This is a genomic window from Nonomuraea sp. NPDC050310, from assembly GCF_040655795.1.
GTDB lineage: Bacteria > Actinomycetota > Actinomycetes > Streptosporangiales > Streptosporangiaceae > Nonomuraea.
In genome coordinates this window covers 403309-428094 of record NZ_JBFAKP010000005.1, presented here as the reverse complement: position 1 = coordinate 428094, position 24786 = coordinate 403309, and the positions used below count along the sequence as shown (strand labels likewise).

At 72.7% G+C, this 24786-nt stretch carries 22 protein-coding genes; 14 read left to right on the top strand and 8 right to left on the bottom strand.

Translation table 11 applies throughout. The features are described 5' to 3' along the window. From AB0I67_RS17165 to AB0I67_RS17150, 4 genes are all read left to right on the top strand, one after another. The coding region (locus tag AB0I67_RS17165; RefSeq protein ID WP_357924061.1) for a TSUP family transporter at nucleotides 1-414 on the top strand (414 nt) is incomplete at its 5' end. Nucleotides 415-482: 68 nt separating this feature from the next. Further along, a complete protein-coding gene (locus tag AB0I67_RS17160) occupies nucleotides 483-1454 on the top strand; it encodes a YafY family protein (protein WP_357924059.1) in 972 nt (323 codons plus the stop codon). Nucleotides 1455-1523: 69 nt separating this feature from the next. Continuing rightward, entirely contained in the window at nucleotides 1524-2147 is a 624-nt protein-coding gene (locus tag AB0I67_RS17155; RefSeq protein WP_357924057.1) for a LysE family translocator, read from the top strand. 20 nt (nucleotides 2148-2167) lie between these two features. Further along, nucleotides 2168-2377, top strand: coding sequence for a hypothetical protein (locus tag AB0I67_RS17150; protein WP_357924056.1), 210 nt, complete (start codon nucleotides 2168-2170; stop codon nucleotides 2375-2377). Here the strand turns inward: AB0I67_RS17150 and AB0I67_RS17145 are convergent. Next, nucleotides 2337-2777, bottom strand: coding sequence for an SRPBCC domain-containing protein (locus tag AB0I67_RS17145; RefSeq protein WP_357924055.1), 441 nt, complete (start codon nucleotides 2775-2777; stop codon nucleotides 2337-2339). The genes AB0I67_RS17150 and AB0I67_RS17145 overlap by 41 nt on opposite strands. A 34-nt stretch (nucleotides 2778-2811) precedes the next feature. Further along, nucleotides 2812-3147, bottom strand: coding sequence for a metalloregulator ArsR/SmtB family transcription factor (locus AB0I67_RS17140; RefSeq protein ID WP_357924053.1), 336 nt, complete (start codon nucleotides 3145-3147; stop codon nucleotides 2812-2814). 60 nt (nucleotides 3148-3207) lie between these two features. Here AB0I67_RS17140 and AB0I67_RS17135 point away from each other — a divergent pair, with 60 nt between their 5' ends. After that, entirely contained in the window at nucleotides 3208-3678 is a 471-nt protein-coding gene (locus AB0I67_RS17135) for a pyridoxamine 5'-phosphate oxidase family protein (RefSeq protein ID WP_357924051.1), read from the top strand. Between the two features lie 49 nt (nucleotides 3679-3727). On the opposite strand, the gene AB0I67_RS17130 is transcribed toward AB0I67_RS17135, so the two are convergent. The 3 genes from AB0I67_RS17130 to AB0I67_RS17120 all read right to left on the bottom strand — a co-directional run bounded on the left by AB0I67_RS17130 (nucleotide 3728) and on the right by AB0I67_RS17120 (nucleotide 7152). Further along, a complete protein-coding gene (locus AB0I67_RS17130; RefSeq protein WP_357924049.1) occupies nucleotides 3728-5464 on the bottom strand; it encodes an alpha/beta-hydrolase family protein in 1737 nt (578 codons plus the stop codon). A 99-nt stretch (nucleotides 5465-5563) separates the two neighbouring features. Beyond that, complete coding sequence (locus AB0I67_RS17125) at nucleotides 5564-6340, bottom strand: SGNH/GDSL hydrolase family protein (protein WP_357924047.1); 777 nt, start codon at nucleotides 6338-6340, stop codon at nucleotides 5564-5566. 47 nt (nucleotides 6341-6387) lie between these two features. Continuing rightward, entirely contained in the window at nucleotides 6388-7152 is a 765-nt protein-coding gene (locus AB0I67_RS17120) for an SDR family oxidoreductase (protein ID WP_357924045.1), read from the bottom strand. Between the two features lie 93 nt (nucleotides 7153-7245). On the opposite strand from AB0I67_RS17120, the gene AB0I67_RS17115 reads away from it, so the two are divergent. Continuing rightward, complete coding sequence (locus tag AB0I67_RS17115) at nucleotides 7246-9657, top strand: ATP-binding domain-containing protein (protein ID WP_357924043.1); 2412 nt, start codon at nucleotides 7246-7248, stop codon at nucleotides 9655-9657. A 98-nt stretch (nucleotides 9658-9755) separates the two neighbouring features. Continuing rightward, nucleotides 9756-11168 carry an MFS transporter gene (locus AB0I67_RS17110; protein WP_357924041.1) on the top strand — a complete coding sequence of 471 codons (1413 nt, stop codon included), beginning with the start codon at nucleotides 9756-9758 and terminating at the stop codon, nucleotides 11166-11168. On the opposite strand, the gene AB0I67_RS17105 is transcribed toward AB0I67_RS17110, so the two are convergent. Further along, entirely contained in the window at nucleotides 11141-12730 is a 1590-nt protein-coding gene (locus AB0I67_RS17105; RefSeq protein WP_357924040.1) for an ABC-F family ATP-binding cassette domain-containing protein, read from the bottom strand. The two genes, AB0I67_RS17110 and AB0I67_RS17105, sit on opposite strands and share 28 nt — an antisense overlap. Nucleotides 12731-12890: 160 nt before the next feature. Between AB0I67_RS17105 and AB0I67_RS17100 the strand changes: the two genes are divergently transcribed. From AB0I67_RS17100 to AB0I67_RS17080, 5 genes are all read left to right on the top strand, one after another. Continuing rightward, complete coding sequence (locus AB0I67_RS17100; RefSeq protein WP_357924038.1) at nucleotides 12891-13649, top strand: methyltransferase domain-containing protein; 759 nt, start codon at nucleotides 12891-12893, stop codon at nucleotides 13647-13649. An 82-nt stretch (nucleotides 13650-13731) separates the two neighbouring features. Beyond that, the gene (gene nhaC, locus AB0I67_RS17095; RefSeq protein WP_357924036.1) at nucleotides 13732-15222 is read left to right on the top strand and encodes a Na+/H+ antiporter NhaC; all 1491 of its coding nucleotides are present in this window, start codon (nucleotides 13732-13734) and stop codon (nucleotides 15220-15222) included. Further along, nucleotides 15219-16601 carry a basic amino acid/polyamine antiporter gene (locus tag AB0I67_RS17090; protein ID WP_357924034.1) on the top strand — a complete coding sequence of 461 codons (1383 nt, stop codon included), beginning with the start codon at nucleotides 15219-15221 and terminating at the stop codon, nucleotides 16599-16601. The genes nhaC and AB0I67_RS17090 overlap by 4 nt, the downstream gene beginning before the upstream one ends. Before the next feature lie 18 nt (nucleotides 16602-16619). After that, a complete protein-coding gene (locus tag AB0I67_RS17085) occupies nucleotides 16620-17870 on the top strand; it encodes an arginine deiminase (protein ID WP_357924032.1) in 1251 nt (416 codons plus the stop codon). A 10-nt stretch (nucleotides 17871-17880) separates the two neighbouring features. Beyond that, nucleotides 17881-18357, top strand: coding sequence for a copper chaperone PCu(A)C (locus AB0I67_RS17080; RefSeq protein WP_357924030.1), 477 nt, complete (start codon nucleotides 17881-17883; stop codon nucleotides 18355-18357). A gap of 46 nt (nucleotides 18358-18403) precedes the next feature. Here AB0I67_RS17080 and AB0I67_RS17075 read toward each other — a convergent pair whose 3' ends face one another. After that, entirely contained in the window at nucleotides 18404-18871 is a 468-nt protein-coding gene (locus AB0I67_RS17075) for a MarR family transcriptional regulator (RefSeq protein ID WP_357924028.1), read from the bottom strand. A 127-nt stretch (nucleotides 18872-18998) separates the two neighbouring features. Between AB0I67_RS17075 and AB0I67_RS17070 the strand changes: the two genes are divergently transcribed. Next, nucleotides 18999-22256, top strand: coding sequence for an efflux RND transporter permease subunit (locus AB0I67_RS17070; RefSeq protein WP_357924026.1), 3258 nt, complete (start codon nucleotides 18999-19001; stop codon nucleotides 22254-22256). Between the two features lie 56 nt (nucleotides 22257-22312). On the opposite strand, the gene AB0I67_RS17065 is transcribed toward AB0I67_RS17070, so the two are convergent. Further along, nucleotides 22313-23218 (bottom strand): hypothetical protein, encoded by a 906-nt coding sequence (locus tag AB0I67_RS17065; RefSeq protein WP_357924024.1) that lies wholly within the window; start codon nucleotides 23216-23218, stop codon nucleotides 22313-22315. Nucleotides 23219-23366: 148 nt separating this feature from the next. Here AB0I67_RS17065 and purB point away from each other — a divergent pair, with 148 nt between their 5' ends. Further along, a complete protein-coding gene (gene purB, locus AB0I67_RS17060) occupies nucleotides 23367-24785 on the top strand; it encodes an adenylosuccinate lyase (RefSeq protein WP_357924022.1) in 1419 nt (472 codons plus the stop codon). Nucleotide 24786: the final 1 nt, after the last annotated feature.

The window sequence follows — 24786 nt, the reverse complement described above, 5'->3', positions numbered from 1 at the left end:
AGCGAGGCGGCCCTCGCGGTGCTGGACGAGGCGGAGGCCGGGATCACCGGCGCCGAGGAGCGGCAGGCGGCGTTCGGCACCCGCGCCTCGCTGGACTACGACGGGGTGATGGGGCCGGGGACCGGCACCTTTCTGATCATCGCCTTCACCACGATCGTCGGGCTGGACTTCGTGCACGCCTCGGCGACCGCGAAGATCATCAACACCGGGACGAACCTCGGCGCGCTGGCGGTCTTCGCCGTCCAGGGGCACATCCTGTGGGCGCTGGGGCTCGGGATGGCGGTGTGCAACGTCGCCGGCGCCCAGCTCGGGGCGCGCATGGCCCTGCGGCGCGGCACCTCGTTCGTGCGGGTGGTGCTTCTCGTGGTGGTCGTGGCCATGGTCGCGCGCCTCGCCTGGATGCAGTGGGGCTGACCGGCCCCCGGGCCTGACGGCTTCCCTCGCGCCGGGGCGCCGGGGGCGGCGGGCCTAAACTGGCGGGTATGCGAGCCAGCCGCCTGCTCTCCCTGCTGCTCCTGCTCCAGGCGCGGGGCAGGATGACAGCGCCGGAGCTGGCGGCCGAGCTGGAGGTGTCGGTCCGCACCGTCTACCGCGACGTCGAGGCCCTGTCCGCCGCCGGCGTCCCGGTCTACGCCGACCGAGGCCCGGCGGGCGGCTACCAGCTCCTGGACGGCTTCCGCACCCGCCTGACCGGCCTGACCGCCGACGAGGCCTCCGGCCTGTTCCTGGCCGCACTGCCCGGCCCGGCCGCCGAGCTGGGCCTGGACCGGCTGGCCGCCAACGCCGAGCTCAAACTGCTCTCGGCCCTGCCGCCCGAGCCCCGCTCGCAGGCCGCCCGGCTGCGCGAGCGCTTCCACCTGGACGTGCCGAGCTGGTACCGCAGCGCCGACGACGTCCCCCACCTGGCCGAGGTGTCGGAGGCGGTGTGGGGCAACCGGCCGCTCAGGATGACCTACCGCAAGTGGGGCCCGGCCGAGGTGGAACGGGTGGTCCAGCCGTACGGTCTGGTTCTGAAGGGCGGCTCGTGGTATCTGGTGGCCGCCCCGGCGGGGGCCTCGCCGCGCACCTACCGGGTGGCGCGGATCCTGACCGTGGAGACCCTGCCCGGCACGTTCGAGCACCCGCCCGGCTTCGACCTGGCCGCCTTCTGGCAGGAGTACTCGCGCCGGTTCATGGAGCAGATGTACACCGCCCGCGTCCTCATCCGCCTGGCTCCCGACCTGGACGCCCTGTTCCGCTACACCGTCGGCGAGGACGTCGGCGCGGCGGCGCTGCGGGAGGCGAGCGAGCCGGACGCCGAGGGCTGGCGCGTGCTGGAGCTGCCGGTCGAGTCGCTCACGCACGCCCGCTGGGTGCTGCTGCGGCTGGGCGCCCGGGTGGAGGTGCTGGAGCCGCCCGAGATGCGCGCCCTGATGACCGAGGCCGCCGCCGAACTCCACAAGCTGTACGGCTAGCCGTACCAGCGCTCCACGGGGCGGAAAACCAGCGGCCGTGGCGGGCGGGCGCGTGCGACGATCGCCGACATGTACCTTCTCGCGTTCGTCGGCGCGTGCGTCCTGGTGGCGATGGTCCCCGGGGTCAGCACCGCGATCATCCTGCGCCAGACCATCCGCTCGGGCCGCGGCTCCGGCCTGGCGGCCACGCTCGGCAACGAGACCGGCGTGCTGCTGTGGGGTCTGGCCGCCGCCTTCGGCCTGACCGCGCTCCTGCTGGCCTCGCAGGTCGCCTACGACCTGACGCGCGTGGTCGGCGCGGTGGTGCTGGTCGTCATGGGCGCGCAGGTCCTGTGGCAGGCCCGCCGCCCCGCTCTTCAGGCCGAGGAGGGGCCCGAGCCGCCGGTGGCCGGCGGGTGGAGGCGCTCCTACCTGATGGGCCTGGGCACCTGCGCAGCCAACCCCAAGGCGGCGGTGTTCGCGCTGTCGTTCCTGCCGCAGTTCGTGCCCGCCGGGCAGAACGTCCCGCTCACCCTGGTCGCGCTCGCGCTGATCTGGGTGATCGTCGACACGGTCTGGTACAGCCTGGTCATCTGGGCGGTCGCCCGCGCCAAGGCCTTCCTCGGCCGGCCTGCCGTACGGCGCCGCCTGGAGCAGATCAGCGGCGTCGTCCTGATCGGCCTGGGCGCCCGGCTGGTGATGGACACACGCTGAGGCTCGGCTACCTTGGGCGCATGAGCGATCTGGCCGCCCTCCTGCAGCAGACCGAGGACGAGGACCCGCTGCGCGCGTTGCAGGCCGCCCGGGCGCTGCGCGCCGAGCTGGAGCGCATCGAGGCGGTGCACGTGCGCCGCGCCCGCGTGAACGGCCTGCCGTGGGCGCAGATCGCCGACGCGCTGCAGGTCAGCAAGCAGGCGGTGCACAAGAAGTACGGCAGGCGCTAGCGAACCAGCCGAGCGCGATGTTCCACGAGTACCCCTTGCGGATGCGCCGCTCCACCGCGGGCGGCAGCGTGTCCAGCCCCCGGTGCTCCAGCGTGACCTCGGTGCCCTCCGCGACCGGGGTGAAGGCCACCTCGATCTCCATCGAGCCGTCGTTGAGCAGGTCGGCCCAGACCAGCCGGCGCGGCGGCTCCCAGGTCAGCACCCGCCCGGTGTCCACATGCCCGCCGTCGGACCACAGCTCGCGCAGGTAGCCGTCGACGAAGCGGATGCCGACCGCCCGCTCCGGGTCCACCCAGCTGTGCGGGCCGCGCACGTACCAGGCGTCGATCTCGGCGGTGAACATCCGGAAGGCCGCCTCGGCCCCGACCGGCACCACCACGCTGGCCCGCACCGAACTCACCGCGCCCCCTCCCCGCCGCAGCCGGGCCGATCGTTCATCCACGCTCCACGTGGGCCTTGAACGAGCCGAGCTGCTCCGACCAGAACGCCTGCACCTGGTCCAGCCAGGCCTGCAACGCCGTGAACGGCTCCGGCCGCAGCCGGTACAGCCGCAGCCGGGCATCGTCCTCGTCGGTGTGCGCCTCCACCAGGCCGCCCGCCCGCAGCACGCGCAGGTGCCGGCTGAGCGCGGGCGGGCTCATCTCGACCGCGGCGGCCAGTTCCCCCGCTGGGCGGGGCCCGGCGCGCAGCAGGTCGATGACCTTGCGCCGGGTCGGGTCGGCCAGGGCGGCGAGCGTCGCGTCCAGGTCGTTCACATCGCTGTTAACCATTGTGGGTCCACGATAGCTCCCGGCCGGGTTTTGTCGGTGCCCTGGTGCAGGATGGGCCACATGACAACGTGGGCTGAGTTCGAGCAGGACGCGCCGCAGCTCGCGGCCGTCGTCCACCGGCTGATGTCGGCGCACAAGCACAAGGTGCTGGCGACGCTGCGCAAGGACGGCTCGCCGCGGGTGAGCGGCACCGAGACCGCCTTCCGCGACGGGGAGCTCTGGATGGGCTCCATGCCCGGCGCGGTCAAGGCTCTCGACCTGCGGCGCGACCCGCGCATGGCCATCCACGTCACCTCTCCCGACCCCGACGAGAGCGATCCGTCGTCGTGGCCGGGGGATGCGAAGGTGTCGGGCCGGGCGGAGGAGGTCACCGACCCGGCGGTGCTGGCCGCCCACGAACTGCCCGGCAGCGGGGCGCACCTGTTCCGGGTCAGCGTGGAGGAGGTCGTGTGGACCCGGGTGTCGGGCGACGAGCTCGTGATCGACACCTGGCACGCGGGTCGCGGGTTCCGGCGGATCGCCCGTAAGTAATCTACAAAGTAAAGGCGCTTGCCGGTCGCAGCACGGTGTGAGCCGGCCGCTACTGGCCCGATCGCACCTGCGCGATGAGCGCCTGGAGCCGGGCGCTGTCGGCCGCCGTCCAGCCCTCGGGCGCGGCGACCGCCACCCAGCCCGCGGGGATCGCCGTGCCGTAGTCGTGCCCGTGGCCCGGCGGCATGTCGGCGGCGGCGACGAGGTCGGCGAGCACCTGCCAGAACGTGATGATCGGCCACCAGCTCATCCGCGGGTTCACATCCGGCCCGACCGGCGCCCGCAGCCAGTCGGGCCGCTGGTAGAGCAGTTCCGGCTCCCACCACACGACCGGGTCGGAGGCGTTCTGCAGATACGCCACCCGCGGCTGCTCCCACTCCCCGAGCACCCGTGCTCGTGGAGGCCGCGGCGGGGCGGTCGCGGTGAGGCCGGGGGCCGGGTGGAGGGCGGTGGCCGGGTGGAGTGTGGCGGCGGAGGTGAGGTCGGCGGGGTGCTGGGCGGTGCGGATGTGGCGGCCGCCGCGGTAGACGGGACGCCAGACCGGGCTGCCCGGGTCACGTCCGGCCAGGACCTGCCGGTGGATCGGGCTGTAGCGCGGGGAGCCGACCAGCAGCGCCCCCTGTGCCTGGGTGAGCAGCGTGTCCGGCTCGCGCAGCGCGCCCTCGATGCCGAAGGCGCCCAGGCTCTCGCCGTACACCAGCAACCGCGGCCGGTCACCGACGGGCAGGCGGGCCCACTCGCGCCGGACCGCCGCGAACAGCTCGCCGGCCGCCTCCCGGGCCCGGCTGCGGTCGACGAGGAAGGAGATCCAGCTCGGCAGGTAGGAGTACTGCATGGCCGCGATGGCGGTGTCGCCGCCGTGCAGGTACTCCACGGCCTGGGCGGCCTTCTGGTTGACCCACCCGGTCCCCGTGCTGGCCGCCACCACGAGGATCTTGCGGTCGAACGCGCCGGTGCGGTGCAGTTCGCGCACCACGAGGCCGGCCTGCTGGGCGGGGGAGGCGGCCGAGCCCAGCCCGGCGTAGACCCGGATCGGGTGCTTGGCGGGACGGCCGGTGAAGGCGGCGATCCGCCCGGCGTCCGGGGTGTGGGCGACGAAGATCCGGCCTTCCCGTCCCAGGGTCTCCCAGGGGGTGAGCGAGCCGGGCCCGCCGGCCAGCAGGCCGGACGGCGGGCGGGTGATGCCGGGCGGGGTGGTGCCGTCGGCCAGGCCGAAGCCGGCCGCCGTGCGGTTGATGAGGGAGCCGAGCAGCAGGTCCCACACCACCAGGGTCAGCAGCGCCACGCCCAGCGTGAACCCCGCCGCGACCGCCGCCCGGCGGGGCAGCACGCGGGCCAGCAGCGAGATCAGGGCTCGTACGGCAAGCCTGGCCAGCCGGGCGGCCAGGACGAAGGCGGCGGCCACCAGCGCGGCCAGCAGGGGGACGAGGAGGAGTTCCCAGCCTTCGACCTGCTCCACGCCGATCAGGCGGCGCACCTCGCCCTGGGCGTGGGCGCCTCCGATCAGGGACACGGGGATCGCCACCGCCGCCGCCCACGTCAGCACCCGGCCGGGGTCGATCGCCGGTCGGCGGGGTGGCGGGCCGATCCACGAGCGTGCCGCCCGGTAGCAGGTGGCGGCCAAGACCCCGAGGGTGTAGCCGATGGCCGCGGTGATCCCGCCGACCACGCCCTGCCAGGCCCAGGGGCGGGGGAGCAGGGAGGGGGTGAGGGACAGGCAGAAGAACACCAGGGCGAGCGCCAGGCCGGTCAGGTCCGGGCGGCGGCTGATGATCTTGCTGGTCACATGCTCCGGTATTGCCGCCCGGGCCTCTGCCTGACCGCCCGGGAGCACGAAGGTTGGGCAAAACCACCTCCGCAGAGCAGCCGGGGGACAGGCTCCCGGTCAGTCGGAGAGGATGACCGGCAGCAGGTCCGGCTGCTTGGCGGTGCGGCCGTCGCCGGAGGAGCGCCCGCGCAGGCGACGCCACAGCCAGGGCCCGAGGAAGGACCCGGCCCACGCCAGCTCCGCCCCGGCCCGCCGCCAGGACGGCAGGGCGGGCAGCGGCGGAAGGGGGTCGCACCAGGAGGGCCCGCTGCCGGGCAGCTCGAGCGCGTGCGCGGCGGCGGCGGCGATCCGGGTGTGCCCCAGGGAGGTGGCGTGGATGCGGTCGTGGCTCCACAGCCGCGGGTCGACGGTGACGTCGTGCGGGTAGGTGTCGACGACGAGCACGCCGTGCCGCCCGGCGGCGGCGCGGATGCGGTCGTTGAAGTCGAGCAGCCGCGGCCGCAGCCGGGCGGCGATCGGCGCGATGCGGCCGATGTCGGGGAAGGTGAAGGTGACCACCCGTGCCCCGGCGCCGGCGAGCGCGGCGTACATGGCCTCCAGCTCGGCGCTCACCGCGACGGCGTCGAAGCCGGGCCGGACCAGGTCGTTCATGCCGGCCATGACGGTCGCCACGTCGGGCCGCAAGGCCAGGGCGGGGCCGAGCTGCTCGGCGCGGACCTGGTGGGCGAGCTTGCCGCGCACCGCGAGGTTGGCGTAGCGCAGGCCGGGGGAGCAGGCGGCGAGCTCGGCGGCCAGGCGGTCGGCCCAGCCGCGGTAGCCGGTGCGTTCGTCGCCGTCGTTCATGCCTTCGGTCTGGGAGTCACCCAGTGCCACATACCGCTCGAACGTGCTCATAGGCCGCTCCTCCCTCGAGAACCCTCGAATGGTACTCATCCCGGTTTCTAGTGCACCGAGAAGCCCCCGTCCACATAGAGGATCTGCCCGGTGACGAAGCCGGCGGAGGGGGAGGCGAGGAAGACCGCGGCGCCGGCGAAGTCGGCGGGCAGGCCGTTGCGCCCGACCATGTGCCGGGCGGCCAGCGCCTCGACCCGGCCGGGGATCGCCTGGGCGGGTTCGGTGAGCGGGGTGAGCACGAACCCGGGCAGGATGGTGTTGGCCGTCACCCCGGCGGGCGACCACGCCTCGGCCTGGGAGCGGGTCAGCCCGGTCAGGGCCGCCTTGGCCACGCCGTACACGCCGCTGTCGCCGAAGGCGCTGACGCTCTGCTGGGAGCCGATGTTGATCACGCGGCCCCAGCCGCGGGCGGCCATGCGCGGGCCGAAGTGCTGGCCGAGCAGGTAGGGCGCGGTCAGGTTGGTGGCGATGGTCTGCTCGTAGTCGGCGTCGGTGAGGGTGGCCATCGGCTTGCGGATGTTGTTGGCCGCGTCGTTGACCAAAATGTCGATCTCGCCGGCTTCGGCGCACACCCGCTCGACGTCGGCGCGCACCCCGAGGTCGGCGGTGATGAAACGGGTGGCCACGCCGTACCCGGTGAGCCGGTCGGCGGCCTCGCGCAGCGGGCCGGGGCGGCGGGCGACGAGGACGACGGCGGCGCCGGCGCGGCCGAGCGCCTCGGCGATGGCGTAGCCGATGCCGGAGGAGCCGCCGGTGACGAGGGCGGTGCGGCCATCGAGGGAGAACAGGCGCTGCAGGTAGCCGGAGATCATGGTCACGGAGCTTACCGGCGCGTGCTAAGCTGAATAACTCGGGCGCACAACAAAGAGAGGTCCGAAACCTCTATGAAGGAGACTAACAGCGGAATGGCCATCCGTCAAGCTGTCAAGCTCGAACAGGAAAAAGTCTCAGCGGTCTACGGCAGGCTCGATGAGCTGCGCCGGAGCACCGCCGAGGCGCTGCGGACCGCCTACGCCGGCGGCTCGGAGGTGACCATCGCGCGCGAGCGCGTGGAGCGCGAGGCCGCCGCGGGCGAGCGCGCCCGCCGCCTGGCCCAGTTGCACGCGGTGGAGAACGGGCTGGTCTTCGGCCGCGTCGACGACCGGGCCGGCCAGGTCACCTACATCGGCCGCATCGGCCTGCGCGACGAGGAGCACGAGTCCGTCCTGATCGACTGGCGCGCCCCGGCCGCGCGGCCCTTCTACGTCGCCACCGCGAGCGAGCCCGGCACGCTGGTGCGCCGCCGCCACATCCACACCCGCGAGCGGTCCGTCGTCGCCCTCGACGACGAGGTCTTCGACCTGGAGGGCATGGGCGAGGCCGAGCGCGGCACCCTGGTCGGCGAGGCGGCGCTGCTGGCGGCGCTGCGCCGGGGCCGCACCGGCCGGATGACCGACGTGGTGGCCACCATCCAGACCGAGCAGGACCGGGTGATCCGCTCGGGCCTGGCCGGCGCGCTGGTCGTGCAGGGCGGCCCAGGCACCGGCAAGACGGTGGCCGCGCTGCACCGCGCCGCCTACCTGCTCTACACCCACCGCGACACCCTGGAGCGGCGCGGCGTGCTCGTGGTCGGCCCCAACGCGATGTTCCTGCGCTACATCGGCCAGGTGCTGCCCTCGCTGGGCGAGACGCAGGTCGTGCTGGCCACCGTCGGCGAGCTGTTCCCGGGCGTGCGCGCGGCGGGCGACGACCCGGCGCCGGTCGCGGTGGTCAAGGGCGACCCGCGCATGGCCGATCTGATCGCCGCCGCCGTCGCCGACCGCCAGCGCCTGCCAGAGGGCGACCTGGAGGTCGAGCTCGACGGCGAGGTGCTGCGCGTCGCCCGCGAGCGGTGCGCGGAGGTGCGCGAACGGGCCCGCGCGGTACGGCTGCCGCACAACATGGCCCGCAAGCTCTTCGTCACCGAACTGCTGCGCGAGCTGGCTCTCGACCGGCAGCGGCAGTTCGAGGAGGCCACCGCGCTGACCGCCTTCATGTCCGAGCGCGAGGCGGCCGCCTTCGAGGCCGCGCTGGCCGAGGAGCTGGCCCCGGCCGAGGAGGAGGACGACAGCGCCCGCGAGCGCGAGCTGGCCCAGGACGCGGCGGACCTGTGGGAGCTGAAGGAGGTACGGCAGGCGATCGACGCCCTGTGGCCGGAGCTGACCCCGCAGCGCCTGGTCGGCGAGCTGCTGGCCGACCGGCAGACGTTGCGCCGCCTGGCGCCCGAAGGCCTGGAGTGGTCCCTGCTGGTCCGCGAGCCGCGCGTCGACTGGGACCGCGTCGACCTGGCCGACCTGGTGGCCGCCGAAGGCGACGCCTTCACCTGGCGCGGCGTCGACTGGGAGCGCGTGGAGTGGACGCTGGGCGACGTGCCGCTGCTGGACGAGGCCGCCGAGCTGCTCGGCGAGGACGACAGCGCCCGCCGCGTGGCCGAACGCCGCCGTCAGGCCGAGCGCGACCAGGCCGAGCTGTACGCGCGCGAGGTGCTCGACAGCTCGGGCGTGGCCGATCTCGGCTACCAGGAGCTGGACGCGGGCCTGCTGGCCGACCGGCACGACGACGGCGGCCCCAGCCTGAGCACGGCGGCGCGCGCGGCGGCCGATCGCACCTGGGCCTACGGCCACGTCATCGTCGACGAGGCGCAGGAGCTGTCGCAGATGGCCTGGCGGATGCTCATGCGGCGCGTCCCGGCCCGGTCGCTGACCGTGGTGGGCGACATCGCGCAGACCGGCTCGGCGGCCGGCGCCTCGGCCTGGGGGCAGGTGCTCGACCCGCATCTGGAGGGCCGCTGGCGCGAGGAGCGGCTGCTGGTCAACTACCGCACGCCGGTGGAGATCATGGAGGTCGCCCGGCACGTGCTGCACCTGGTCGACCCGGCGCTGGAGCCGCCGGAGTCGGTGCGCTCGGGCGGCGAGCCGCCGCTGGCGCTCGAACTCCCTCCCGAGCGGCTGCCGGAGCTGGTGGCGGGCGAGCAGGAGGCGATCGGCGAGGGCCGGGTCGGCGTCGTGGTCTGCGACGCGCGGCACGCCGAGATCGCCGCGCTGCTGCCGGAGGCCGGGGAGGTCGACGCCGCCGTGGCGGTGCTGACCGTGACGCAGGCCAAGGGCCTGGAGCTCGACGCGGTCGTGGTCGTCGACCCGGCCGGCATCCTGGCCCAGCCGCAGGGGGCGCGCGACCTCTACGTGGCGGTCACCCGGGCCACGCGGCGGCTGACGATTGTGCACGAGGGGCCGCTCCCCGACGTTCTTAGGAATCTACAAAGTAAAGACGGTCGGTTGGTTGACCCAGCCTGCGGCTGATGTTTCCGTGAAAAACAGCAGCGAAGGGGAGGAGGCGCGCTGAGGAGCCTCGGCGGGCGCCACCGGATCGTGGGCCGGCAGGCCGGCGGACCGGTCTGATGCGGGCGGTCCTGGGGCGGCGGGATTTCCGGCTGGTCTGCCTCGGGATGGCGGTCAGCCTGCTGGGTGACGCCTCGTTGCTGCTGATCCCGGCGATCCTCGCCAAGACCTACTCGGGGTCCAACAGCGCGGCCGGGCTGACGTTGCTGTTCTTCTCGGTGCCGATGTGCCTGGCGCCGCTGTTCGGCATGGTGATCGACCGGGTCGACCGGCGGCGGCTGCTGATCGCGGCCTGCCTGCTGTCGGCGCCGGCGCTGCTGCCGCTCACCGCGGTGCGCGGGCCCGGCTCGTTCTGGGTGCTGTACCTGGTGTCGATGGCGATGGGCTGCTCGTACACGGTGATCTTCGGGGCGTTGAGCGGGCTGCTGAAGTCGATGATCCCCGAGGCGTTGCTGGCGCAGGCCAACGGCGCGCTGCTCACCTTGCGCCAGGGGTTGCGGGTGGTGGGGCCGCTGCTGGGCGTGGCGTTGTACGCCGGGTTCGGGCTGGGCGCGGTGGTCGTGTTCGACATGGTGACCTTCGCGCTGGCCGCGGTGGCCTTCGGGTTGCTGCCGGCGCGGGTGGCGCCGGGCCGGCCGGACGGATGGTGGGCCGACGGGCGGCGGGTCGCTGTCCGGCCGCGCTGGCGGGAGGAGTTCCTGGCCGGGGTGCGGCACTTACGGGTGGATGCGGCGTTGCGGCGGGCCGGGCTGGCGTTGTGCTTGATGTTCGCGGTGGGCGGGGCGACCGAGTCGCTCATCTTCGCGGTGATCGACGAGCTCGGGCGGGCGCCGGAGTTCACCGCGGTGACGTCGGCGGCCATGGGGGTGGGGGCGGTGCTCGGCGGGCTGGCGGCCGGGGCGTCGATCGGCCGGTGGGGTGAGCTGGCGGTGATCGGGGTGGGGGTCGCGTTGTACGGCGGGGCCGTCGGGTTGTGGCTGGTGACGGCCGAGCTGGTGATGGTCGCGACGATGGCGGCGGCGGGGGCGGGGCTGACGTTGACGTCGGTGGCGATGAGCACGCTGGTGCAGCGGCGCAGCCCGCATCATGTGGTGGGGCGGGTGGCGACGGCGTTCGACGCGGTGTCGGGTGGGGCGCAGTTGGTGTCGGTGGCGGCCGGGGCGGTGCTGGTGGCGGTGGTCGATCATCGGGTGCTGCTGGTGGCGTTGGTGGTGATCTGCGCGCTGGCCGCCTGGCACGCCCTGGCCGGCGGGGCCCGCCCCGCGAGCGAGGCGGGCTCCGCCGTACCGGAATCACCCCCGGCCCACCCGGAGCCGCCGACCCACCCGGAGCCGCCGGCCCAGAAGGGCGGGGGCCAGGAGGGCGGGGGTCGGCGGGAGGCCGGGCGGGAGCCGGTGGCTTCGGAACGGGCGGCGGGGGAGTCGGTGGGTCACAAGGGCTCGGGTCAGGAGAGGGTGACCAGGTCGGCGTAGCCCGGGCTCCACAGGTCCTCGACCCCGTCGGGCAGCAGCAGCACCCGCTCGGGCCGCAGCGCCTCCACCGCCGCCGGGTCGTGCGTCACCATCACCACCGCCCCCCGGTAGGCGTCCACCGCCGCCAGGACCTCGGCGCGCGAGGCGGGGTCGAGGTTGTTGGTGGGCTCGTCCAGCAGCAGCACGTTCGCGCCGGAGCTGACCAGCCCGGCCAGCGCCAGGCGCGTCTTCTCCCCGCCGGACAGCACCCCGGCCGGTTTGCCGGTGTCGTCGCCGGAGAACAGGAACGAGCCCAGCACCCGCCGCGCCTCCCCGTCGCTCAGCCCGGGTGCGGCAACGGCGAGGTTCTGCGCCACGGTCAGCGCGGGGTCGAGCGTGTCGTGCTCCTGCGCGAAGTACCCCAGCCGCAGCCCCGGCCCCGGCACGACCCGCCCGGCGTCGGGCGCCAGCCGGCCGGCGAGGATCTTCAGCAGCGTCGTCTTGCCCGCGCCGTTGAGGCCCAGCACCAGCAGCCGGCTGCCGCGGTCGACGGCCAGGTCCACGCCGCCGAGCACCTCCAGGCTGCCGTAGGACTTGGTCAGGCTGATCGCGCCCAGCGGCATGCGCCCGCAGTGATCGGGTTCGGGCAGCCGGATGCGGGCGACCTTGTCGCTACGCCGTACCGGCTCCAGGCCGGCGAGCATGCGGTCGGCGCGGCGGGCCATGTCCCGCGCGCGCACGGCGGTGGCCGAGCGCGAGCGCATCTTGTCGGCCTGGGCGTGCAGGGTGGCGGCCTTGCGTTCGGCGGCGGCCCGCTGCCGGGCGCGGCGGCGTTCGGCGCTGTCCTGGTCGAGCAGGTAGGTCTCCCAGCCGGTGTTGTGCGTCTCCAGCGTGGCCCGGTCGGGGTCGAGCCGCCAGACGCGGTTGGCGACCTCGGCCAGCAGGCCGGTGTCGTGGGTGATGACGATCAGGCCGCCGGCGTAGCCGGTGAGGAAGGCGCGCAGCCAGGCGACGGAGTCGGCGTCGAGGTGGTTGGTCGGCTCGTCCAGCAGCAGGGTGCCGCGGTCGGAGAACAGTACGCGGGCCAGTTCGGCGCGGCGGCGCTGGCCGCCGGACAGGGTGGCGAGCGGCTGGTCGAGCAGGCGGGCGGGCAGGCCGAGTCCGGCGGCCAGGCGCGCGGCCTCGGCTTCGGCCGCGTACCCGCCGCGGGCGGTGAACTCGGCCTCGGCGCGGGCGTAGCGGGCCATGGCGCGCTCGTCGGCGTGTTCGGCGAGGGCGTGTTCGGCGGCGCGCAGGTCGCCGGCGGCGGTGTCCATGCCGCGGGCCGACAGCACGCGGGCCAGGACGCTCTGGGTGGGTTCGGCCGCGGCCGGGTCCTGGGGGAGGTAGCCGAGGGGGCCGGTGCGGGTGACCGTACCGGCGGCGGGCGGGTGCAGGCCGGCGAGGGTTTTCATCAGCGTGGTCTTGCCGGCGCCGTTGCGGCCGACCAGGCCGACGCGGTCGCCGGGGGAGACGTGGGCGGTGACGCCGGACAGCAGCAGGCGGGGGCCCACGCGCACGTCGAGTGCACGGAAGGTAAGCATGAGTTGACGCTCCGGAATAGCTTGAGGACACACCTGTGGCGCGAAGGCGGGTCCTGAGCTAAGAAATCCGGGGCGTGGACATGTGGCCAGTCTACGGACGCGACCGCGATGGGGCGAGCCGATTTCGTCCCGGGCGCGGCCGGCTTGCGATGATGGCGGCATGCGCAGATCGTTCGAGGACCTGGTCGCCGAGGCGGCGGCCGCGCCGGTGGAGGGCTGGGACTTCTCCTGGCTGGAGGGCCGCGCCACCGAGGAGCGCCCCTCGTGGGGCTACCAGCGGCTGATGGCCGGCCGGCTGGCCGAGGTGGAGGCGGCGCTCGACCTGCAGACCGGCGGGGGCGAGGTGCTGGCCGGTGCGGGCCGTTTCCCGCGCACGATGGTCGCCACCGAGGGCTGGGCGCCGAACGTGGCCAAGGCGACGCGGCTGCTGCATCCGCTCGGCGTCGTGGTGGTGGCGCACGGGGACGAGCCGCCGCTGCCGTTCGCCGACGAGGCGTTCGACCTGGTGACCAGCCGGCATCCGGTGCGGCCGTGGTGGGCCGAGATCGCGCGGGTGCTGCGGCCGGGCGGTTCCTATCTGGCCCAGCATGTGGGGCCGGCGAGCGTGTTCGAGCTGGTGGAGTTCTTCCTGGGGCTGCAGCCGGAGGCGCGGCGGCAGCGGGATCCGCAGGAGGAGGCGGCGCAGGCGCGGCAGGCGGGGCTGGAGGTCGTGACGGTGCGGCCGGAGCGGCTGCGGATGGAGTTCTTCGACATCGGCGCGGTGGTCTACCTGCTGCGGAAGGTGGTGTGGCTGGTGCCGGGGTTCGAGGTGGAGCGCTACGGCGAGCGGTTGCGGGAGCTGCACGAGCAGATCGAGCGGGACGGGGTGTTCGTCGCGCACTCGGCCCGCGTCCTGGTGGAGGCCCGCAAGCCGGTCTGACCGGCCGGCGACTGCCTGGCGTTTGCGAAGAATCTTCCTTGCCGCCCGGTTCGCTCGCCTTCGTTGAGGACACGCTAGGCGCATGTCATCCTCGCCACCACGAGGGAACGGCGTGGCCGGTGAGGTGCGCGAGCCGAGCCTGGCCGACGCGTTCATCCCGCTGGGGGCGCTGATCCTGCTGATCGGCGGCTCGCTGGCGCTGTTCGGCCTGGACGCCCTCGACGGCCCGATCCAGGTGGCGCTGGTGCTGTGCGCGATGATCGCCTCGCTGGTGGCGCTGAAGAACGGCCATCCCTGGCACGAGGTGGAGGCCAGCAGCCGGCGGGCGCTGTCGTCGATCACCAGCGCCATGTTCATCCTGCTGGCCGTGGGCGCGCTGATCGGCACCTGGAACCTGTCGGGCACCATCCCGACCCTGGTCTACTACGGCATCCAGGTCCTGTCGCCGGGCATCTACTACGCCGCCGGCGCGCTCATCTGCGGCGTCATCGCCCTGTCGATCGGCAGCTCGTGGACCACGGCCGGGACGATCGGCGTCGGCCTGGTCGGCATCGCCACCCTCATCGGGGTCTCGCCGGCGATCACCGCCGGCGCCGTCATCTCCGGCGCCTACCTGGGCGACAAGCTGTCGCCGCTGTCGGAGACGACGGTCCTGACCGCGCAACTGGTGAAGATCGACCTGTACGCGCACATCAAACGCCAGGCCTGGACGTCGATCCCGGCCTTCGTGCTGGCCTTCGCCGTCTTCGCGGTGCTCGGCGCGGCCGGCCCGGCCCCGGCGCCGGCCGCCGAGACGGCCGTGGACCTGAAGGCGCTCGGCGACATCTTCTGGATCACGCCGCTCAACCTGCTGCCGCTGCTGGTCCTGGTGGTGCTGTCGGTGCGCAAGGCGCCGGCGGCGCTGGCGCTGCTCGCCTCCAGCCTGGTGGCCGGGGTGCTGGCGGTCTTCACCCAGCCGCAGGTGGTGCGCGCCTTCGTCGCCGAGCCCGGCCTGAACCCGGTGCTGGCCGGGATCAAGGCCACCTGGCAGGCGATGGCGACCGGGTTCACCAGCGCGAGCGGCATCGCCGACGTCGACCGGCTGCTGTCGCGCGGCGGCATGGACAGCATGCTGCTCACCCTGTGGCTGATCATCGGGGCGGTCACCTTCGGCACGGTGCTGGAGGAGTTCGGGCTGATCGACCGGCTGATCCAGCCGATGATCCGGGCCGCGACCAGCACCGGCCGGTTGTTCCTGACGGTGTTCGCGTGCGCGTTCGGGCTGAACGTGGTGGCCGGCGACCAGTACATCGCGCTGGTGCTGCCGGCGCGGGTGTTCCGGGTGGAGTTCGACAGGCGGGGGCTGGCGCCGGGCAACCTGTCGCGGCTGTGCGCCGACAGCGGCACGGTCACCTCGCCGCTGGTGCCGTGGAACTCCTGCGGCGCGTTCATGGGCGCCGTGCTGGGCGTCTCGACGCTGGCCTACCTGCCGTTCTGCCTGTTCAACATCTTCAGCCCGCTGCTGAGCGTGCTGTACGGGTTCACCGGGTTCAAGGTGGAGAGGGTGGCGAAGGTGGAGGAGGTGGGCGGGTGAGCGGCGGGCGGCTGTCGTTGCCGACGCTGACCGCGATGGTGGTCGGCTCGATGGTCGGCGCCGGGGTGTTCTCGCTGCCGCGGAACTTCGCGCAGGCGACCGGGGTGTTCGGAGCGCTGATCGCGTGGGCGGTGGCCGGGTTCGGGATGCTCATGCTGGCCTTCGTCTTCCAGATGCTGGCCGTACGCAAGCCTGATCTGAACGCCGGCGTCTACGCCTACGCCAAGGCGGGGTTCGGGGAGTTCCCCGGCTTCTTCTCCGCCTTCGGCTACTGGGCCAGCGCGTGCGTGGGCAACGTCAGCTACTGGGTGCTGATCAAGTCGACGCTGGGCGCGGTCGTCCCCGGCTTCGGCGAGGGGGACACGGTGCTGGCGGTCGTGGTGTCGGTGGCCGGCGTGTGGGCCTTCCACTTCATGATCGTGCGCGGGGTGCGGGAGGCGGCGGCGATCAACCGGATCGTCACGATCGCCAAGCTGGTGCCGATCCTGCTGTTCATCGTGATCGTCGCGGTGGCGCTGAAGGGCGGGGTGTTCGCGGGCAACTTCTGGGGCGGCGAGGCCGGGGGGTCGCTGTTCGCGCAGGTGCGGGCGACGATGCTGGTGACGGTCTTCGTCTTCCTCGGCGTCGAGGGCGCCAGCGTCTACTCCCGCTACGCGCGCCGCCGCGAGGACGTGGGCCGGGCGACCGTCCTCGGCTTCCTGAGCGTGCTGGCGGTCTTCGCCTCGGTGTCGGTCCTGTCGTACGGCGTGCTGCCGCGCGCGGAGCTGGAGGAGGTGCGCCAGCCGTCGATGGCCGGGGTGCTGGAGGCGGTGGTCGGGCCGTGGGGCGCGGCCTTCATCGGCGTGGGGCTGATCGTCTCGGTGCTGGGCGCCTACCTGGCCTGGACGCTCATGGCGGCCGAGGTGTTGTACGTGGCCGCCAAGGACGACGACATGCCGGCGTTCCTGACGCGGGAGAACCGCCACGGCGCGCCGGTCGCGGCGCTGGTGATGAGCAGCCTCCTGATCACCGCGGTGCTGGCGGTCACCCTGTGGTCGGAGGACGCCTTCACCTTCACCCTGAAGTTGTGCAGTTCGTTGTCGCTGGTGCCCTACCTGCTGGCGGCCGGGTACGCGCTGAAGCTCGGCGGCGCGGCCCGGCAGGTTCTGGTGTCGGCGCTGGCGGTGCTCTACACCGCGTTCCTGATCTTCGCCGCGGGGCTGGAGTTCCTGCTGTTGTCGTGCATCGTCTACGCGCCGGGCACGGTGCTGTTCGTCATCACCAGGCGCGAGCGGGGCAGGAGGGTCTTCTCCCCCGCCGAGCTGGCGTTGTTCGCGGCGGTGGCGGCGGGGGCGGTCGCGGGGGTCGCGGGCCTGGCCACCGGCCTGATCACCATCTGAGAACGGAGACGGATCATCATGGGTTTCGGCGTTCATTCCGAGGTCGGCACGTTGCGCAAGGTCATCGTGCACCGGCCCGACCTGAGCCTGCAGCGGCTCACCCCGACCAACAACGACCGGCTGCTGTTCGACGACATCCTGTGGGTGGAGCAGGCCCAGCGTGAGCACGACGCGTTCGTGGCGCTGATGCGCGAGCGGGGCGTGCAGGTCTTCTACCACCACGAGCTGCTGGCCGAGGCGCTGGAGGCGACGTTCGACGCCAAGCAGCGGGCGATCGAGGCGGCGGTGACGCACCTGACGGTCGGCCCGGCGCTGGTGGACACCGTGCGGGAGACGCTGGCCGGCTGGAGCGGGCAGAAGCTGGCCACGCACCTGATCGGCGGGCTGACCAAGCAGGAGTACGGCGCGGCCGTGCACGACGACCGTTCGCTGGTGGCGGCCGCCTCCGGGGACGCGGAGTTCATCCTGCCGCCGCTGCCGAACTCGCTCTACCAGCGCGATCCGGCGGCGTGGCTGTACGGCGGGGTGTCGCTGAACCCGATGTTCTACCACGCGCGGCTGCTGGAGACGATGAACCAGTCGACGATCTACCACCACCACCCGATGTTCACCGAGGCGGAGTTCGGCTTCTGGTACCCGCACGCGGGCGAGGACGAGCGCTTCCACGAGGAGGACTACGGCACCGCGGCGATGGAGGGCGGCGACATGATGCCGGTGGGCGGCAAGACGGTGGCGATCGGGCTGAGCGAGCGGACCACGGCGCGCACGGTCGAGCACATCGCGCTGTCGTTGTTCGCCGCCGGCGCGGCCGAGCGGGTGATCGCGGTCCACATCCCCAAGCGGCGGTCCTACATGCACCTGGACACGGTCTTCACGTTGCTGGACGCCGACAAGGCGACGGCCTATCCGCCGTTCCTGGAGACGGCGACCACGTACTCGCTGCGGCCCGGTGACAAGCCCGGCACGCTGGAGGTGCACCGGGACGCGGGGTTCGTGCGGGCGCTGGAGGAGTCGCTGGGGGTGGGCAAGCTGGAGGTGATCCCGACCGGCGGCGACGACTACCAGCAGGCGCGTGAGCAGTGGGACTCGGGCAACAACTTCTTCGCGCTGGCGCCCGGGGTGGTGATGGGCTACCACAAGAACCAGTACACCAACAAGCTGCTGCGTGAGCGCGGGGTGGAGGTGCTGGAGTTCGAGGGGTTCGAGCTGGGCAAGGGGCGTGGGGGCGCGCACTGCATGACCTGCCCGATCGAGCGGGACGCGGTGTAGAGGGGGAGCTGTGGGGGCTGTTCGGGGGTGGGCGGCGCTGGCCGCCGTGGTGGTTCTGGCCGGGTGCGGTTCGGCGCGCGGGCCGGAGGACTGGCGCAGCAATCACGTGGACGCTCAGGTGGGGCAGGTGCGGCTGGTGCATGTGCACGTGGTGGCGCCGCCGATGGACGAGCAGAAGGTGGGCCAGTCGCTGCCGTTGTACCTGACGTTGTTCAACGACAGCGACAAGGAGCAGGTGCTGGATCAGGTGAGCACGGAGGCGGCCTCGGCGGTGGTGTACGTGGACGCCTCGGGGGCGCGGACGCGGGGCATCCGGGTGGTGGTGCCGCCCAAGGGGCAGGTGTCGCTGCAGGAGGGGTCGGATCCGCCGCATCTGGAGCTGGCGGGGACGACGCGGCAGCTCGGCGCGACCCCGTTCCCGGTGACCTTCCGTTTCCCGACGGCGGGGTCGGTGACGGTCCGGGTCGCTGTTAAATCTACAAAGTAAAGGCGATCGGTGGGTACGGCATGCCGTACCCACCCTGAAAACCCCGTCATCCAGGGGAGAGGCCCGGGTCTTCGACCACTTCGCGGATCTTGGCGGTGACGTGGTCGAGAGCGCGCAGCGTCTCGGTGTCGAGGCGCTGCATGATGGCGCGGTAGTGGGCCAGGCCGGCGTCGTTGAGCTCCTCGACGAGCTTGCGGCCGGCGTCGGTGAGGGCGATGCGGCGTACGCGGCGGTCGCGCGGGTCTTCGTGGCGGTCGGCCAGGCCGAGGCGGACCAGGCGGTCGATGAGGCCGGTGACGGTGCCGAGGCTGACGCCGAGCCGGTGCGCGAGGTCCTGGCCGGAGGTGGAGTCGGTGCAGGCCAGGAGCATGATGACGTGCAGCTGGCGCATGGTGAGGGTGGAGGTGAACAGCGGGGAGTGCTGGCGGGCGAGCAACCGGGCCAGGTGGCGCTGGGTCTGGCTGATGCGGTCGATCAGTTCTTCGCGTTCGTCGCCTTGGTCGGTCACGTCCACCTCTCGCTTCCTGAGAAGGTTATCAGGAATGACATGCGGGGCTAAATATTCGTTCAAGGCAAAGTGTTAGTGTGGTGCGAACTCTTGGAGGGGGCGTGGCCCGGGGCCACGTGACGAAGGAGGACGCATGACGGCGCTGGCTCGGGCGAGCCTTGCCAACCGCAGCCTGGTGGTGTTGATCGCCCTGGTGGTCAGCGGTTTCGGGCTCTTCACCATTCCGCAGCTGAAGCAGCAGTTGTTCCCGTCGTTGTCGTTTCCGATGGCGTCGGTGTTCGCGGTCTACCAGGGCGCTTCGCCGGAGATCGTGGAGGAGCAGGTCACCAAGCCGATCGAGGATTCCTTCCGTGGCCTGGAGGGCCTGGAGGAGGTGACCTCGACCTCCAAGGAGGGGCTGGCGACGGTGATGGTCGCCTTCGCCTACGGCACCGACATGGATGCCACCGTCTCGCGCATGCAGCAGGCGGTGAGCCGGGCGCAGGTGCCGGACGCGGTGGATCCGCAGGTGGTGGCGGGCAGCACGGACGACATTCCGGTGCTGGTGCTGGCCGTCGGTGACGGTGGCGACCAGCGGGCGATGGCCGACAAGCTGCGCAAGACGTTGATCCCGGAGTTGCAGGGCATCGAGGGGGTCCGGGAGGCGAGCGTCACGGGGGTTCGTGACGAGGTCGTGGTGATCAAGCCGGATCTGGGGAAGATGGCGCTGGCGGGGGTGTCGCCGGCGCAGATTCCCGAGGTGTTGCGGGCCAACGGGACGCCGATCCCGGCGGGGTCGTTGAGCGAGGACGGCACGTCGCTGACGGTGCAGGTCGGGTCGCGGGTCGACACGGTGGACAAGCTGGAGGACCTGTATCTGACGCCTGCCGTACCGCAGGCCGGCCAGCAGCAGGGTCAGCAGCAGGGTCAGCAAGGTCAGGCCGGCCAGCCGGGTCAGCAGCAGGCGCGGCCGGGTACCGGCCAGCGGCCTCAGGCGGGGCAGCAGGGTCAGGCCGGGCAGGCCCAGCCCCAGGGTCAGCCGCAGACTCGGGCGGTGGCGCCGAAGCCGGTGCGGCTGGGCGACGTGGCCGAGGTCAAGCGGGAGCTGGCCGAGGCCAGCACGCTGACGCGCACCTCCGGCAAGCCGAGCCTCGGCGTGTCGGTGACGATGAAGCCGGACGGCAACGCGGTGTCGATCTCGCACGCGGTGCGGGAGAAGCTGCCGTCGCTGACCAAGGCGCTGGGCGACTCCAGCGACACCGCGGTGACGGTCGTGTTCGACCAGGCCCCGTACGTGGAGCGGTCGATCGAGGACCTGACCACCGAGGGCCTGCTCGGTCTGGCGTTCGCGGTGCTGGTCATCCTGGTGTTCCTGCTGTCGGTGCGCTCGACGCTGGTGACGGCGGTGTCGATCCCGCTGTCGGTGGTGATCGCGCTGATCGCGTTGTGGGCGGGTGACTACTCGCTCAACATGCTCACGCTGGGCGCGCTGACCATCGCCGTCGGCCGGGTGGTCGACGACTCGATCGTGGTGCTGGAGAACATCAAGCGCCACCTCGGGTACGGCGAGGCCAAGCGGCAGGCGATCGTGAGCGCGGTGCGTGAGGTGTCGGGGGCGGTGACGGCCTCGACGCTGACGACGGTGGCGGTGTTCGCGCCGATCGCGTTCGTCGGCGGGATGGTGGGCGAGCTGTTCTCGCCGTTCGCGATCACGGTGACGGTGGCGCTGCTGGCGTCGCTGCTGGTGTCGCTGACGATCATCCCGGTGCTGGCGTACTGGTTCCTGAAGTCGAAGCCGCTCTCGCCGGAGCAGGCGCAGGCGGTGCAGGACAAGGAGCTGCGCTCGCCGCTGCAGCGGATGTACCTGCCGGTGCTGCGGTTCGCGACCAGGCGGCGCTGGCTGACGCTGCTGCTGGGTGTGGTCGTCTTCGCCGGCACGATGGGGCTGGCGGGGCGGCTGGAGACGAACTTCATCGACTCCTCCGGCCAGGACACCATCTCGATGACGCAGCGGATGCCGGTCGGCAGCGACCTGGAGCGTTCGGACGCCGCCGCGCGCAAGGTCGAGCAGGTGCTGTCGGAGGTCAAGGAGGTCTCCTCCTACCAGGTGACCGTCGGCGGCGGCAACCAGATGATGGGCGGCCTGGGCGGCGGCGCCGACCGGGTGAGCTATTCGGTGACGGTGGCCGAGGGGGCGGACACGCCCGCGGTCGAGGAGCGGTTGCGTGAGCGGATCGGCGCCCTGGAGGGTGTCGGTGAGGTGTCGGTCGGTGGCGGCGGCGGTGGCGGTTTCGCCTCCGACGGGGTCGAGGTGGTCGTGCGTGGCGCGGACACCGCGGCGTTGACGGCTGCGGCCGACGAGGTCGCGGCGGCGATGAAGCAGGTGCCGGGGCTTCGGGAGGTGTCGTCGAACCTGCAGGCGTCGGCGCCGCGGATCGAGGTGCGGGTCGACCGGGAGAAGGCGGCTGCGCGCGGTCTGTCGGAGGCGGCGGTGGGTCAGGCGGTGGCGCAGGCTTTCCGTGGGGCTCCGCTGGGTCAGCTGACGCTGGACGGGCGGGCCAGTGACCTGGTGTTGCGGGTGTCGGACGCGCCTGAGGACGTCGAGGCGGTGGAGAAGCTGCAGCTGGCGACGGCGGCGGGTTTGGTGAAGCTGTCGTCGGTGGCCGAGGTGGAGCGGGTCGACGGTCCGACGCAGGTGACGCGGATCGACGGTGAGCGTTCGGCGACGGTGTCGGCGAAGGCGGAGGCGTCGGATCTGGGGTCGGTGACGGCGGCGTTGAAGGAGAAGCTGGATGCGCTGGAGGTCGATTACGAGATCGGCGGGGTGTCGGCTGATCAGCAGGAGGCGTTCGGTGATCTGGGGCTGGCGATGCTGGCGGCGATCGCGATCGTCTTCATGATCATGGTGGCGACGTTCCGGAGTTTCGTGCAGCCGTTGATCCTGCTGGTGTCGGTGCCGTTCGCGGCGACCGGTGCGGTGGGGTTGCTGGTGGCGACCTCGACGCCGCTGGGGGTGCCGGCGTTGATCGGCATGCTGATGTTGATCGGCATCGTGGTGACGAACGCGATCGTGCTGATCGACCTGATCAACCAGTACCGCGAGCAGGGCATGGGCATCGTGGAGGCGGTGCTGGAGGGCGGCCGGCGGCGGTTGCGGCCGATCCTGATGACGGCGGTGGCGACGATCTGCGCTCTGACGCCGATGGCGCTCGGGGTGACGGGGTCGGGCGGGTTCATCTCGCAGCCGCTGGCCGTGGTGGTCATCGGCGGCCTGGTGTCCTCGACGCTGCTGACGCTGGTGTTGGTTCCGGCTCTGTACGTGCTGGTCGAGCGGGCCAAGGACCGGCTGGGCGGCCGTGCGAAGGGCGCTGGCGCGCCGGAGCCGAAGGTGCTGGAGGAGGCCTCGGTCTGACCGCCGGTTCACCGCGCCCGGTATCCCCTGCGTTGGGGGTGCCGGGCGCGGTCGTGTCAGAGGGCGTGCAGGGTGTAGGGCCGTTCGCGGAGGAGCCTGTCGTAGGCGGCTCGGAGCCACGGCTCGCTCACCTGGGGCAGCCGGGCGAGGGTGCGCAGGAGAATCGCGTAGTCCGGTTCGAAGCCCAGGCGGGCGGGCGGCGGTGACGGGTGGTCGAGGTGGATGCTGCGGTGCAGGGTGCCTGAGGCGGGGGTGGGCAGGCGGTCGTCGGGGCGGGTCAGGTAGGTCCAGACGTCGGCGGCCAGGGGTGCGACGGGTGTGTCGTCGTGGGGGTGCCAGAGCAGGCCGGTCTGCGGGTGGCGGGGGACGAGCGCGATCACCTCGGGGCCGCCGTGACGCAGCGGCAGGTCGGGTCCGGCCAGGACGAGGGTCTTGGCTGGGCCTCGCCGCGGTAGCAGGGTGTCGAGGGTACGGCGCAGCAGGCCGGTGAGCGGGCCGGGCGGGACGGTGATCGGCGTGCCGTGCGATGCGGCCAGCAGGTGGGCGAGGCTTTCGCCGATCGCGGCCGCCCACATCGGATGGTGGACGCCGTCCAGGTCGACCGCGGGGATACCGGGGTGCAGTTCGCGTAACCGGTGCCAGGGCGCCGGGGCTGGCTCAGGGCCCATGACGGCGCGGACGGCGGACGGGTGCAGCCAGGTGCACTGCCACTGTCCGCAGTCGTCGACCCGGGTGGCCACCTGGTTCCCGCATCGGGCGCAGGCGGTGTTGAGGTGGCCGAAGTCTCCCGGCCCGCAGCACCCGGCTTCGCAGTTGGCGGGGATCATGACCGTGCCGCGCAGGTCGCCGGGGGTGATGACGATCTCGCCCGGCGACCGGGAGGTGTGGGGGTCGACGGCGTAGGTTCCGGGTTCCATGAGCAGGCCGAGCAGTTCGTGGCCCCAGCGCTGGCGGGCGTGCACGGGCAGCGTGACGCGTGACAGGGGCGCGGTCGGACGGCGTCGCAGCCGGTGCAGGTGAACAGCGTCATCCGTCCTCCAGTGGTTCGACCTGGGGATTATCGCCCCCTGGTGCGGGGGAAGGGGCGGGGCGCTTGTAGGCTGGGGCAACGTGACGAAGCCGCGTATCCCGAATGTGCTCGCCGCCCGCTATGCCTCGGCGGAGCTGGCCCGGATCTGGTCGCCGGAGGCGAAGGTGATCGCCGAGCGCCGGTTGTGGCTGGCGGTGCTGAAGGCGCAGGCGGAGCTGGGGCTGGCCGTACCCGACGGGGTGGTGGGCGACTACGAGAAGGTCGTCGAGCAGGTCGACCTGGGGTCGATCGCCGAGCGGGAGCGGGCCACCCGCCACGATGTGAAGGCGCGGATCGAGGAGTTCAACGCGCTGGCCGGGCACGAGCACGTGCACAAGGGCATGACGTCGCGGGATCTGACGGAGAACGTCGAGCAGTTGCAGATCCGGCAGAGCCTGGTGCTGGTGCGCGACCGGGTGGTGGCGTTGCTGGCGCGGCTGGCGGCGCTGGCTTCGCAGCATGAGTCGACGGTGCTGGCGGGGCGCTCGCACAATGTGGCGGCGCAGGCCACGACGCTGGGCAAGCGGTTCGCGACGGCGGCCGATGAGCTGCTGGTGGCCTTCTCCCGCCTGGAGGAGCTGCTGGTGCGCTACCCGCTGCGCGGGATCAAGGGCCCGGTGGGGACGGCGCAGGACATGACGGATCTGCTGGGTGCGCGGGCCGGTGAGCTGGAGGACCGGGTGGCGGCGCACCTGGGGTTCGAGCGGCGGCTGACCAGCGTGGGGCAGGTGTATCCGCGCTCGCTGGACTACGAGGTGGTCTCCGCGCTGGTGCAGCTCGCGGCCTCGCCGTCGTCGCTGGCCAAGACGATCCGGCTGATGGCCGGGCACGAGCTGGTGACCGAGGGGTTCAAGGAGGGCCAGGTCGGCTCGTCGGCGATGCCGCACAAGATGAACACGCGCTCGTGCGAGCGGGTCAACGGGCTGATGGTGATCCTGCGCGGGTACGCCTCGATGGCCGGTGAGCTGGCGGGCGATCAGTGGAACGAGGGGGACGTCTCCTGCAGCGTGGTGCGGCGGGTGGCGTTGCCGGACGCGTTCTTCGCCTTCGACGGCCTGGTCGAGACGATGCTGACGGTGCTGGAGGAGTTCGGCGCCTTCCCCGCGGTGATCTCGGCGGAGCTGGACCGGTACCTGCCGTTCCTGGCGACGACGAAGATGCTGATGGCGGCGGTGCGGGCCGGGGTGGGCCGCGAGCAGGCGCATGAGCTGATCAAGGAGCACGCGGTGGCGGCGGCGCTGGCGATGCGCTCGCAGGGCGTGGGGAACACGCTGGTGGAGCGGCTGGCGGCCGACGAGCGCTTCCCGCTGGACGAGGCGGCGCTGCGGGCGCTGCTGGCCGACCGGGTGGGGTTCACCGGGGCGGCGGCCGACCAGGTGGAGGCGGTGACGCAGCAGGTGGGCGCGGTGGTGTCGGCCTACCCGGAGGCCGCGGCCTACCGGCCGGGCGCGATCCTCTGAC